5 protein-coding genes are annotated in these 14,065 nt (G+C 66.8%); all 5 read left to right on the top strand.

Features of this window, described 5'->3' with window-relative positions; translation table 11 throughout:
• The 5 genes from ACAM55_RS29210 (at position 1) to ACAM55_RS29230 (ending at position 14,065) form a co-directional block, all read left to right on the top strand.
• Positions 1 to 7,239 (top strand): hypothetical protein, encoded by a 7,239-nt coding sequence (locus ACAM55_RS29210; RefSeq protein ID WP_369656752.1) that lies wholly within the window; start codon positions 1 to 3, stop codon positions 7,237 to 7,239.
• A gap of 2 nt (positions 7,240 to 7,241) precedes the next feature.
• A complete protein-coding gene (locus ACAM55_RS29215; RefSeq protein ID WP_369656753.1) occupies positions 7,242 to 8,063 on the top strand; it encodes a winged-helix domain-containing protein in 822 nt (273 codons plus the stop codon).
• Between the two features lie 310 nt (positions 8,064 to 8,373).
• Positions 8,374 to 12,717: an autotransporter outer membrane beta-barrel domain-containing protein gene (locus ACAM55_RS29220; protein WP_369656754.1), complete on the top strand. Its 4,344-nt coding sequence runs from the start codon at positions 8,374 to 8,376 to the stop codon at positions 12,715 to 12,717.
• Between the two features lie 38 nt (positions 12,718 to 12,755).
• Positions 12,756 to 13,334: an OmpA family protein gene (locus tag ACAM55_RS29225; RefSeq protein ID WP_369656755.1), complete on the top strand. Its 579-nt coding sequence runs from the start codon at positions 12,756 to 12,758 to the stop codon at positions 13,332 to 13,334.
• 23 nt (positions 13,335 to 13,357) lie between these two features.
• Positions 13,358 to 14,065, top strand: coding sequence for a Crp/Fnr family transcriptional regulator (locus ACAM55_RS29230; RefSeq protein ID WP_369656756.1), 708 nt, complete (start codon positions 13,358 to 13,360; stop codon positions 14,063 to 14,065).

A 14,065-nucleotide genomic window follows, 5' to 3' on the forward strand; every position in this document is an offset into this window, starting at 1 on the left:
ATGCAAAGACTCAAGAACACGCTGCGCTCGATTGCGGGCACGGCAAGGTGGTGGCTCCTGTGCACGCTATGGCTGCTGGCCGTGCCGCTTTCCGGACATGCGCAGCAGGTGCTCAGGCCGCAGGCCGGTACGTTGATCAACGGCACGATGGTGGGCTCCAGTAACGGTTTGTCCATGAGAACCTACTGCGCCAGCGGGTTCCCGACCGGCCTGACGATGTGGGAGCGCTATCACAGCGCGGCGGTCAACGGCACCTTTGCCAACCTGACCGGCGGCTTGCGTGCGTACGAACTGCGCTGCTCTCCGTTCACCGTCACCGAGGGCGCGACCGCCGCGACCATCACCTGGGGCGCGCCGACCCAGCGCGGGGCCGCGGGCCGTCCCATCAACGGCATGACGCTGCGCGGTCCGCAGGCATGCCCGGCCGGCACGGTGATTGCGGTGATGGGCGGCGTCGACCGCATGTTCAACGGATCGTCGGGCAACATCTATCCGACGCAGCTCACCTTCACCTGCCGGCCGGTCACGGTGGTGGCGGGCGACTGGTTCCGCGTCGCGGCCACCGGAGGCGCAAGCTACACGCTGGGCATCACCACGAACGACGGCGGCACCGGTCCCGGCTCGGCGGTGCCAGGTCCCCTGCGCGCCCCGCGCACCGTTTGCCCCTATTCGGCCACCAACACCTGCAACGGCCTGGAAGACCACGGCGGCGGGGAGCTGATCGACGGCTTCTCCGGCGTGCGAAGCGAGTTTCCCGACGCACGCGTTTCGCAACGCATCAGCTTCGTCAACTACGCCTGGAGCCAGGCGCTCGGCCCCAGCACGAACACCGCCACCTGGCGCCCGACCGCGGGCCGTTTGCCGTTCTACCCGCCGACCGTTGCCAACAACATCGCCCGCTACCAGGACACCTACGAAAGCTACGCATCGGCAGGCACCAGCTACAGCGGCGGTGCCCTGGCACCCAGCGGCGTCAGCGTCCACAACGTCGTCAGGACCGGTACCTGCAACACCTCGCACACGCTCGCAACGCAGGAGGACTACACCTGCACGAACATCATCACCGGCCGGCCCGACCTGCAGGTGCGGGTCGCCGTGCCGCCGGACGCCTGGACCAGCCACGGGCAGGAACGCATCGTCAGGCTCACGGCCAAGAACTTCGGCCCGGGCCGCACCACGGCCACCGACAACTCCACTGCGGTGCTGGCCCTTCCCGCCGGATGGAACACCGGCACCTTGCCCGCCAACTGCGCAAAGGCCGGCTCGCCGGTGGTGGTGACCTGCCAGCTCAACCCCACGCTGCTCGCGGGCTCGAGCGGGCCCGGCATGACGGACGGCGGCGAAGCCAACTTCGACATCCCGGTGTTTCCGCAGCCCACAGTGGCGGCCGGCAGCTACCCGGTCGTCAATGGCGCCAGGGTTTGCGTTCAGGCGGCACCGTCCGGCAACCCGCACTACTGCACGGTGCCCAACGATGCGACCCCCAACAACGACGACGGCATCGCGGTGGATGAAACCGACACCATCGTCCTGGCCTACCTCACTCCGCCGCTGATGCCGCCCCGCGTCACGACCACCGTGGTCTCGAACGGCGGCGTGGGTTCCTTCGCCTTCACCGGCACCAACAACGCGGCGCCTGTCAGCCCCATCGTCACGACCGTGGCCGGCCAGGGGGAATCGGGGCCGACTCAGGAACTGGGGGTCACGCGGAGCGCGACGCTCCTGCAGCAGGCCGCGCCGCCTGCGGGCTTTGCGCTGCGCGCCATCTCGTGCACCGGCATGGCCGCGGGCGGCACCGCCACCTACGACCTCGCGCTGCGGCGGGTGACCCTGGATGCGGCGGCCACCGACTACGGCGCCAACATCGCCTGTACCTTCACCAACGTTCGCGTGGTCGTCACCGTCAGCAAGGTGACCGAGGGCGGAACGGGCAGCTTCTCCTTTACCGGCTCCAACGGCTTCGCCGCGCAGAGCATCACCACCTCCGCAGCCAACACGCCGGAGGAGGGCGATCCATCGGGCCTGACGACGGTAGGCGCCGCAACCACCATCACCGAAGGCGTGCCGCCTGTCGGCTGGCGGCTCAAGGCCATTGCCTGCACGGGCATGGGCGCGGGCGGCACGGCCACGGTGAATCTCGCCGCGCGTGCCGTCACCCTGAACGCGGCGGCCACGGCAGCCGGCAGCAACATTGCCTGTACCTTCACCAATACCAAGCTGCCGACGATGACGGTCAGCAAGGTGTCCATCGGCGGCACGGACAGCTTTGCCTTTACCGGCACCAACGGCTTTACCGCCACCAACGTGACGACGGAAGACGACGGCGTTGCCATTGCCGCAGCGGAACAGGTGCTCACGGCCGCGAACACCGCCACCAGCATCACCGAAAGCGTGCCGCCGGCCCCCTATGCGTTGACCGGCATCAGCTGCACGGGCATGGGCCCGGGAGGCACGGCCACGGCGAACCTGGCCACGCGCACCATCGCGCTGAACGCCGCGGCCACCGCACCGGGAAGCGACATCAACTGCACGTTCACCAACACCGTCCAGCCCCAGCTCAAGCTGGTGAAGACCGCCGGCGCCGCGAGCTTCGCGGTGGGCGTGCCTTCGAGCTACACGCTCACGCTGAACAACATCGGCCCGGTACCAACCTCCGCTCCCGCGACGATCAGCGACACCGTGCCCGCCACGCTGACTCTCGGCACCATGCCCGCCGGCTGCAGTGCAAGCGGGCAGGTCGTGAGCTGTACCGTGCCCGCGGGACTCGCCGCCACCAGCGGCACCACGGCCTTCGTCATTCCGGTCACGCCCTTGCCGGGCGCCTCGCCAAGCGTGGCCAATACCGCGACGGCCACGGGCGGTGGCGACCCGTCCTGCAACGCGACGGGCAATTGCACCAGCAGCGTGACCACGCCGGTGCTGGGGGAGCCCCGCATCACCCTGCGCAAGACCAAGACCAACATCACGGGCACTCACACCTTCGGCTTCACGCTGACCGGCGTGACCAACCCGACGGACAGCATCGCCGTGACCGCGCTTGCCACGCCGCAGGCCTCCACCACGGTGCACGTGGGCACGCCGGGCGTCGAGGCCACGGTGCAGGAGTCGGGCGTTCCCGCGGGCTGGCCGGCCAACCCGGTGTCGGTGTCCTGCCTGGACTCCGCGGCCGCGACGAGCGGCAATCCGACGACGCAGCTGGCCATACTCAACGGCAACACCGCAACCCTGCCGGCGAGCGTGATGCGGCCCGCGGCGGCCATTGCCTGTACCTTCACCAACACGGCCACCGCGCGCGTCGCGGTGAGCAAGACCGCGTCCGCGACCGCCGGAGCCGGCGGCAGCATCGTTTACGGCCTGAGCTTCGCCAACACCGGCCCGGTGGCCACCGGCACTTCGCTCGTGGTGAGCGAGCAATTGCCGCCTGGCGTGGTGGCCAATTCGGTGGTGCCCGGCACGGGTGTCACGTCGGTGAGCTGCGGCTCGCTGCCGAGCGCTCCCGGTGCGCTGCTCAACTGCACCATGACGCTGCCCGCCGGCGGCATTCCGGCCACCACGGGTGTGCGCGGCTTCACCCTGAACGCGACCGCGCCGATCGTCGACACGGGTACCGTGCTGACCAACTACGCCAGCACCAACGTGAGCGGCGCGGGCCTGCCGGTTACGACAGCCGGCGCCGCCTGCTTCTCCAGCGGCACGGTGAGCTGCGCCAACGCACAGACCACCATCGTGGTCGGCCCCGCGGCCGGCAGCCAGTCGGGCGTGCGCATCGTCACCGACAACCAGCTGGCCAACGGCACCGCACAGGACGTGCTCGAAGCGTTTATCCGCGACGAGTCCGGCAATCCGGTCCAGGCCGGTACGGTGGTGACCTTCGGCGCCACGCCGAATGTCGCGTTCAACGGCGGCGCGGTCGGCGCGGCCGGTAGCTGCACCACCACGGCGGCGGGTCTGTGCCAGGTGAGGGCAACCAGCACCGTGGCCGCGGTCTACAGCACCACGCAGGTCACGGTGGGCGGCGCTGTGCTGAGCGGCAACTTCAGCGTCGGCGAAGACAGCTACCTGCCGAGTCCGCAGCCCTACCGGTTCGGCAGCCGGCCGACCGTGACCATCCGCAAGACCTCGCTGGGAGGGGTCGGCACGTTCAGCTTCACCGGAAGCAACGGCCTGGTGGCACGGAACATCACCACCACCGTGGCCGGCACGCCGGTTGCGACGGCGGTGCAGACGCTCACGGCCGCGAACACGGCCACGACAATCACCGAAGGCGTGCCGCCGGCCGGCTACGCGCTGATCGATGCCTCGTGCACGGGCCTGGGTGCCGGCGGATCGGCTTCGCGCAACGGGCGCGTGCTCACGCTCGATGCGGCGGCCACCGCGCCCGGCAGCAACATCGTCTGTACCTTCACCAACGCATACGACGCGAATCCGCCCCCGCCGCCCGTTGCGCCAACCGTGATGTGCTCGACGAATGCCGCTGTGTTCAACACAGGCTTCGACGGCCCCGCCGGCCCGCCGGTGGCCACCGGGCGTGACCCGGTGTGGGAATCGGGCATCGGCACGGCGACCGGCGGTCCGGCCAGTGTGGCGGCATGGGCGCGCTCGTACGTCGGAAACAAGGCGCCCGCCAGTTGGATCGCGTCGCCGTTCGGCAATGCCAATTGGGTGTCGCAATACCCGGGCTCGCATACCGGCAATGTCGACATCTACCACCGCTTCACTTTCAACATGGCGCCGTCGGTCAATCCGGCGACCTTTGCGCTGAAGCTGGACTTCTATTCCGACAACTCGGTGGCGGCCATCTATGTCAACGGCGTGCTGCAGAGCGTTCCGGGCGTGCCGCAGGCCCCCACCAATCCGTACTTCTACGCCGGCTTCGTCGCGGGTGCCGCGGCCAGCACCAATCTGGTGAGCAACTGGCAGACCGGTTCCAACACGGTGATCGTCCACATCAAGAGCGGCGCGGGGGCCCAGGGCTTCCTGGCCCAGGCCACCACCAGCGCGCTGTGCGCGCCTGCGACAGTCAACCTGCAGAAAACCACCCTCAACGGTGCTGGCGGACCCTTCGGCTTCAACCTGACGAACACCACGCAGGCCAGCGGCACGGTCAGCACCATCGCTGTCGGTACGCCGGCGCAGGTGGACGGCAACACGGCGGCAGCGGGCATGCAGACCTTCAGCGCCAGTGCGAGCAACAAGGTCATCAGCATCACCGAACCCGCGGTACCCGGCTGGCATCTGACCGGTGCAAGCTGCACCGACGCCGGAGCGCCCGTCGGCAGCCTCGGCACCGGCGCGAGCGGGCGAACCTACACCATTCCCGCGGCCAGCGTGCAGCTGGGCAAGTCGCTGCAATGCGTGTTCACGAATTCCGCCTCGGCCACGGTGACCATCCGCAAGGTGTCCCTGGGCGCGACCGGAACCTTCGGCTTCAGCGGTAACAACGGCCTGACGGCGCAGAGCCTCACCACCACCGCGCTCGGCACGCCGGTTGCGGGCACCATCCAGACCGTGGCGGTGCCGAGCACGGCGACGACCATCACCGAAGACCCGCTGCCCACCGACTACGCACTGACCGGCGTCAGCTGTACCGGCATGGGGGCGGGCGGCACCGCCACGCCCGACCTGCCGAACCGCAGGGTGACGCTGGATGCGGCCGCCACGGCGCCAGGCAGCAACATTGCGTGTACCTTCACCAACGCCTACACGCCGCCGTATCCACGGGTGCAGATCGTCAAGACCACCATCGGCGGCAGCGGCAGCAACCTGTTCCGCTTTGCGCTCAGCGGCCTTTCAGTGGCAAGCGACAGCATCACCGTGGTGGGTGACGACAGCGTGGAGGGCGCTGCCAATATCACCGGCACGGCCGGTGTCGGTGTCACGATCAGCGAAACCTCGCCGCAGGGCTGGCCGGCCAACCCGGTAAGCGCCAGCTGCGTGGACTTGAACAGCGCCACCCCGGCCGCCGCGTTCGGCACGCTGACGGGCAATCAGCTGGCCATTCCCGCGGCCAACATGGTCGCTGGCGCAGCCATCACCTGTACGTTCGTGAACGGCTATCCGAAGAACGTGACGGGCCGCGTGTTCCTCGACAACGGCATGGCGGGCGGAACCGCGAACGACGGCCTCATCAATGGTGGCGAGATGGGGCTCAGCGGCATCGTCATGCGGCTGACCGACTGCGCGGCAACCACCCTGTCGACCGCCGTCACCGACGGCACCGGCAAGTACGCGCTGGCCGTGCCTTTCACCGTCGGCACGGGCGATGCGCTGTGCGTGGAAGAAACCAACACGGTTTCGCGCATATCCACCGGCGCTTCCCTGGGCGTCGTGCAGTTGCCCTCGGGCCAGGCCGTGACCAACACAGGCACCGCCTACACCTACACCCGCGAAGGAACGCCGGACCGTATTGCCTTTACCTGGAACAGCAGCGGCCACGCGGATCTGAACTTCGGCGACGTCGACCGCAACACGCTTGCCACGGACGGCGCCAAGAACGGCCTTCCCGGCAGCACGGTGAGCTATCCGCACACCTTCACCGCGCGCACCGGCGGCGAAGTGAGCTTCGACATCTCGAACTCGGTGGACACGCCGGCGCTCAGCGGCTGGAGCGGCAAGATCTTTGCCGACATCGGCTGCACGGGCGCGTTGCAAGCGGGCGCGGCGCTGCTCTACCCGCCGGCCGTCCCGGTGACGGTGGTCGCCGGGCAAAACGTGTGCATCGTGATGCAGGAGTTCATTCCCGCCAACGCGATGAGCGGCAACAACAACACCAGCACCGTGCAGGCCAGTTTCGTCTTCACCAACGCCAGCCCCGGCCTGAACGCCACCTACACGGTGACCGACATCACCACCGTGTCGACCAGTGCGCTGGAACTCAAGAAGGAAGTACGCAACGTGACACGCAGCGGCAGCTTCGGCATCAACAACCAGGCCAAGCCCGGCGACACGCTGGAATACCGCATCGCCTATACCAACAACGGAACGACCCCGATCAGCGGCTTGACGGTCAACGACACGACGCCGCAATACACGGTGTTCATTGCGGCGCAGGCGGACACGACGCCGACCACGCTCGCGAGCTGCCAGAAGAACACGCCCGCCAATCCGGCCCCGGCTCCGGCCGTGGAATGCAGTGCCGCGCAAACGGAGGGTGGAACGGGTGCGCTGAGCTGGAAGTTCACAGGGCCGCTGGACCCCGGCGCGTCGGGTACGGTCCTCTTCACTGTCAAGGTGAACTGAGCATGAGCAACCTCTTGCCAAGAGCCGTCGACGACAGCGGCGAATCGGGTGCACGGTCCACACCAGCGTGGAATCGAAGGGCGGTGCAATCGATGAGGTTCGTAACATCCGAAGGCGCGCGCATCGCGGTGCTCGACCCGACGCTGCGTACGCGCGAGTACGGACGCCGAGCCATTCGCAGGCTCGGGCATCAGCCCAAGGTATTCGCGAGCACTGCAGAGATGGCTCGCTGCGGTGCCGCGCTTGCGCCGAAATTCGACATGGTCTTCCTGGCTGTAGAGGGCGATGCCGAGTCTTCCCTCATGCAGCTCAGAGAGGTCAAGGCGCTGGTCGGGCATTGGACGCCGGTGCTGTGCCTGGCTTCGCGAGATCAAGTGCCGGTGCTGTCGGATCTGCATTGGAATGCGACGAATGAAGTGATCGTGAGCCCGACTTCATTCGTCGAATTCTGCTGTGTCGCGCGCATGTTCATGCGGCGCTTCGGTGTGAGCGTGTCCGAATCCGATCCGGCGTGGGATTGCTATCGCTTTTCTCTGTTGAGCGATACCGTGGAGGTTGCGGGTGAGAGGGTTCACCTTCGTGCGATCGACTCCGACGTTGCGTTCGAACTGTTCTCTCATGCAGGCCACACGCTCACGCGCGAGTGGTTGTACTCGACCGTCTGGGACAACCGCGAAGACACGCAGTCACGGTCCCTCGACGTCAGCATTTCCCGTTTGCGGCGCGTCTTGGATCTCGAGGCCAATGGCTGGGAGCTCCGGGCTGTCCACGGCAGGGGATATCGGTTGGACGGTCCGAGCGGGAAAAGCCGGGCTATCGCCTGACGCGAGGCGGGAGGTGCTTCGGCGAAGGATGCATCGATCGCCGTAGCTCCTCCTGGGGTCCCGGACATTTTTCACAATCGCAAACAAATGAATATCACCAATGTCGGGTAGCCGACACAGGCACTCAATCGGTTTGCACCTCGACGTTTCACAGCGATAGATTCCGCCCACTTCGAGGTCTTGCACGGTCGCTCTGCCTCGGAAAACGCGATCAACCGGAGATTCGAAGTGCAGCGCTTCAGTCCTTGGAGCAACTCACCCAGCACAACGTAGTCGGCGATCTATTTCTATCTAGCACGAGGGAGTAAATGTGAACAAGTCATTTCGCAGCATCTGGAACGAGGCGCTCGGCGCTTGGGTTGCGGCCAGCGAGGTGTGCACCGCGCGCGGCAAGAATTCTTCAAGCATCACGATCGGCGCGGCCCTTCTGGCGACGGCTGTTTTCGGCAGCGCATCGTCCGCCTGGGCGGCCAACGAATGCGGTGCGGTCGTTTCGGGCGGGACTGTGACTTGCCAGGGCGATGGAACGCCAGCGGGGGACGCAAACCCGAACACCACCGGCATTGCGTATGGCACCGACAACATCAAAGTCATCGTTGACGGCACGGCGGCGCCCATCACCATCGCGCCGGTCAACAACCATGGTATTTATTCGACCGGTAGCGGCGCAGGCGATCAACAGATTGAAGTGAATGGCCCTGTCACGATCAATGTGACCGCTCCTGCGGGCAATACCGGGGCCAGTCCTTTTTACGCTGTGCTGGCCGAAGCGAGAGTCGGTAGCGGTCCTACGGTTAGTACGGCCAGTACGAGGGTCGTCATCAATGGTGCGCAGATCACCAGCGTCGGCGAATTCGCACCTGGCGTCACCTCGGTCGCCTACGGCGACGGCAATGCAACGTCGATCCTCAATAGCGGCTCCATCTCGACCACCGGACAGCAAGGTTCCTCTGTCGGTCTGTATGCCGACACGCGCGGCACAGGCACGGCGACGGTCACGGTGAACGGCGGTTCGATCAGTACCGGCACTGCGGCAGGCGGGTCGCATGCGGCTTACGCCTTGGCGTATGGCAGTGGCGATGCTGTGGCCACCATGACGGGTGGTGTTGCCACCACGCAGGCCTTGAATAACTCGGTCGTTGTGGCCCAGACACTGGGCTCCGGCGATGCTTACGCCACCATTTCCGGCGGCACTGCGACGACCAACGGCGCCAGCTCGACCGTCATCGCAGTCGGCTCAGGGTCTGGCGACGCGATTGCCAGCCAGACGGGGGGAACGCTGATCGCCAACGGTTCGGGTGGCGTCGGGCTGGCCGCGTTGGCCATCGGAACGGGCGCCGCGACCGCGTCGATGACGGGTGGCAGTATCGCGACCCAGGGCAGCAACGGCTACGGAATCTGGGCCGCTGTCCTGAACCCAGCCAGCACGGCCGCGGCAACGGCAACCATGGATGCCGCAGCTTCGACGATCACTACGCAGCAGACCGGCGGCGCCGGTATCTACGCACGCAACGACGGCAATGGCGCGGCCATTGCCACGCTGCTGAACGGCCGCATCAGCACGGCGGGCGACTACGCTTACGGCCTGCATGCCGAAACGCGCGGCACTGGCGATGCGATTGCCAGCTCTTCGGCAGGCACTTCCATCCAGACCGGCGGCACCGAAGGCGCCAAGGGGATCCTTGCCCATGCCATGGGAACCGGCAATGCGACAGCGACGAACGGTGGAACCATACTGACGACCGGCGCCTCGGGTATCGATGGCAATTTTGGCGTCTATGCAGTTGCGGCAGGCGGTAACGCCAGCGCAGGCAACACCGGAACCGTCACGACCAATGGAACATTCGGCTGGGGCGTCTACGCGTTGACCATTGGCAATGGCACGGCGACGGCCACCTCGAGCGGCGCCATCACGACGAATGGTCCCTATTCCACCGGGATCGGCGCGCATATCGACAATGGTGATTCGTCAAAGCACGGCACTGCGATTGCGACGCTCCAGGCCGCAGGAACCGTCGCGACGAATGGGTCTCCCTACGGCATTGGCGTTTTTGCGGACGTCATGGGCTATGGGGATGCGATTGCCACCAACCAGGGGGCCATCGCAACCAAGGGGCAGTTCGCGAGTGGCACGGCAGCCCGCGTGCTTTATGGTGCAGGTGACGCCACGGCCGTGAATCAAGGGACGATATCCACCACTGGTATCGCAGCCCAAGGCATGCAGGCAGCAGTTGATCAGGGCGCTGTGGGCAATGCAACGGCATTGAACACGAGGACGGTCACAACGGTTGGCCAAGATTCGGTTGGTATTTCAGCGAGCGTCGGAACTGTTGCCAGCACCTCGACGGCGACGGCGATCATGAACGGCGGAACGGTGAGCACATCGGGCACCTCTGCCTCGGGCATCGTCAGCTCCAACGCCGGCCTTGGACTGGCCGCGGTTCAGATGAATGCGGGCACTGTGACGGCGACGGGCGCGGATGCCGACGGCCTGCGCGCCATCTCGGCTGGGGGCACCTACCAGGTCGATGCCACGGGCGGTAGCGTGACCAGTGGTTCGGGCCTGGCAGCGGCCCTCCACACCCTTGCAGCGGCCGGCGGAACCGTCAACATCGGCGCAGCCGCGACGGTCAACGGCGCCGCTTCCGGCATCGCCATCCGCGACGGCGACGCCGCCAACACCGGCACCGACACGCTCGGCGGCAATGCCGTCGTCACCACGGCGGGCACCGTGGCTGGCGATGCGATCCTCGGCTTGGGCAACGACAGCCTGACGCTCACCGGCGGCAGCTTCAACGGCACCATCCACGGCGACGACCGCGTTGCCAGCGCCGGCGACGGCAACGACAACTTCACCTGGTCGGGCGGTACCCTGTCGGGCGGCTTCCGCGGACAGAACGGCTCCGACACGGCACTCGTGTCCGCCGCCAGCTACAACGGCAGCACCCTCCTGGACGGCGGCGACGATGTTTCGGCCGCCGACGGATGGGTCGACAAGCTGACCCTGCAGGGCGTGACCGCGACGGCCGGCGGCGCCCAACTGGTCAACTGGGAAAGCATCACGCTGGACAACACCCGCCTCACCCTCGCTGGCGCCCCGCTGGTCGTCGGCGCCGGCGTCGATGGCAGCGGGACCCCGATGGGTCTGTTTATCCAGCCAACCAGCAGTGTGCTGATGGGCGCGAGCACTTTCGCCATCACCGGCGATGTGCACAACGCCGGCCTGGTCGACCTGCGCAGTCCCTCGGGCATGCCCGGCAACGTGCTCACGGTCAACGGCAACTACACCGGCACCAACGGCCTCGTGCGGCTGAACACGGCCCTGGGCGGCGACGCCAGCGCCACAGACAAGCTGGTCGTCAACGGCAACACCAGCGGCACCACCCGCGTGCTCGTGGCCAACGCCGGCGGCGCCGGTGCCGCCACCGTCAACGGCATCCAGGTGGTCCAGGTCACTGGCACCTCGTCGGAGGGCAACTTCACGCTGGCCGCGCCGGTGCAGGCCGGCGCCCACGAATACGGTTTGCACCGCGGCGGCCGCATCGACGGCGACGCCAACAGCTTCTACCTGACTAGCGTCTACATCCCCACGCCGATCCCGACCGCAGTCCCCGGGGCGAGCCCGGCGCCGACGCCGGTGCCAGCACCCGAGGTGTTCCGCCCCGCGGTTCCTGGCTACGTGATGGGCCAGATGGCCACAACCGAACTGGGCCTGGGCCTGCTGGGCAGCCTGCACAAGCGGGTGGGCGAGCAGCAGACGCTCAAGTGGGATTACTGCGGCTGCGACGCCAAGGCGCCCGGCGACCAGGTGTGGATGCGCCTGCACGCGCAACGCCTCGATGTGGACGGCAAGCGCCAGTTCGGCTTCGAACAGGAAATGCAGTATGTCCAACTCGGCAAGGACCTGGCGGTCACCTACAGCGGTGACGCCGGCGACAAGTCGCGCAGCCACACCGGCATCAGCGTGGGATACGGGCGCACCAGCACGAACTTCAGCGACCGCCGCCGCGGCCAAGCGGGCATGGGCTACGACACCGGAAAGATGACGGGCCAGATGACGACCCTTGGCGCATACCACACGCGCTACGCCGATAACGGCAGCTACCTCGACCTGGTTGGCCAGCTGCATGCGGTACAGAACAAGTACACCGACAAGTACGGCGGCGAGGGCACGCAAAAGGGCGCCGGCGCGGGGCTGAGCGTCGAAGTGGGGCGCCCCTGGCAGATCGGCGACAGCCAGTGGCTGATCGAGCCGCAGGCGCAGCTGAGCTACCAGGTCACGCGCTATCGCGGCTTTGCGGACAACGTGTCCTCGGTAGACGCCTTTACCAGCCAGAGCCTGCGCAGCCGCCTGGGCGGGCGGCTGGCCTGGAACGACAAGGCCGAGCGCGGCGACGCGCTCACGCGCACCAACACCTTCTACGTGACGGCCAATGTGCTGCACGAATTCAAGGATCCGAAGGCCGTGACCGTCGGCAGCACCGCAGTGAGCGAGGCGTGGGCCAAGCAGACCTGGGCCGAACTGGGCGTGGGAGCGCAACTGCCGCTGAGCAAGACCGCCTACCTCTATGGCGGCGTGCAGTACCAGCGCTCGCTCAGCGGCACCCACCGCGAGGGTGTCTCGGGGCAACTCGGTGTGCGGGTGGCGTGGTGAGCGCAGCGCAACCAATGGCAACGTCAAGGAAACAACACATGCAAACGAAGAACACACCGAAGCTGCTCGCGCTCGGCGCCTCGGCCCTCGCCACCCTCGTGCTCGCAGGCTGTGGCAGCCTGCATGACGAGCGCTACAACTGGTGCCAGGGGCAGAACTGCGCGCTCACGCCCGTCGTGACGCCAACCCCCACCCCCGTTCCGGAATCCGCACAAGCGACGACACGGCGCGTGAATCTCAGCGCCGACACGCTCTTCATCTTCGATCGCTCGAGTGCGGCAGACATGCTGCCCCAGGGCCGCGGCGAACTCGACGCGCTGGCCCGCGCATTGCGCAGCCAGGCGATGCAAGTGCAAAGCCTGACGATCACAGGGCATACGGACCGGCTCGGAGACGGAGCCTACAACGACCGCCTGGCGCTGCAACGTGCCAACACGGTGCGCGACTACCTGAGGGCAGCCGGCGTACGCGCACCCATGGAAGTGCGCTCGATGGGCGAGCGCGACCCCGCGACGCGCGATTGCCAGGGCACGCAGCGCACGCCGCGCCTGGTCGCCTGTCTGCAGCCGGACCGCCGCGTGGTGGTGGACATCCTGGGGCAGGCAGAGGGGAAGTGATCAGAGCGACTTTGGAGGACGCAGTGCTGGTGGAAGGCACGCTGCGCCTCACGCAGGGCTTCGCACGGTGGCCCGCCTCGGCGATGAGCAAGCTTCTCGTTAGCGCGCGCCTCGGCAGATACGCCAGGGGCGAGATGGTGTCGATCGAGCAGGGAATGCCTGAGACGTTTGTGATCGTGTCGGGACATCTGCTTGTCGGTCACATTCCACCTGGAGGACGTCGGACCCCTGTGGCACTCCTCGGGCCCGGCTATGTGGCCGGGTTCACCCGGACCATTGACCCAGAAGGGGGTGAGGAAGAGGAGGAGAGTCGCATCATCTACGACTTCTGTGCGCTGAACGACGTCACGGTCGTCCGGATGCCAACCCTGCTGGTTCAAAAAATCCTCGACGACGAGCCTGTCCTCTGGAAGGGAATGGCAAAAATGCTGATGAAGCAGCACAGGGTCGTGCTCGATTCGTTACTCAGTCAGGGCGTCGGCTCGTTTCAGCAGCGGCTGGTCGCGACGATCGAACGGCTGGCGGTGCTGTATGGGGGCAATGCCGGAAAGGGAATCAACCTGCGCCTGCGCTTGACACAGAAGGATCTTGCGGCCCTCCTGCAGGTCACCAGGCAGACAGTCAACCAGGCGCTCGGCGTGCTGGTGGCACATGGTGCGATCAGCTTGAACTACAACGCGATCACAGTCCTCGATCTGGATGCGCTGAGAAGGCTGACAGACAGCCCTTAG

It is taken from the genome of Variovorax sp. V213 (genome assembly GCF_041154455.1).
Taxonomy (GTDB): domain Bacteria; phylum Pseudomonadota; class Gammaproteobacteria; order Burkholderiales; family Burkholderiaceae_C; genus Variovorax.

Excerpts from the sequence above, each read along its gene's own strand:
- ACAM55_RS29210 (WP_369656752.1), top strand. The coding sequence starts at position 1 with ATGCAAAGACTCAAGAACACGCTGCGCTCGATTGCGGGCACGGCAAGG.
- ACAM55_RS29215 (WP_369656753.1), top strand. The coding sequence starts at position 7,242 with ATGAGCAACCTCTTGCCAAGAGCCGTCGACGACAGCGGCGAATCGGGT.
- ACAM55_RS29225 (WP_369656755.1), top strand. The coding sequence starts at position 12,756 with ATGCAAACGAAGAACACACCGAAGCTGCTCGCGCTCGGCGCCTCGGCC.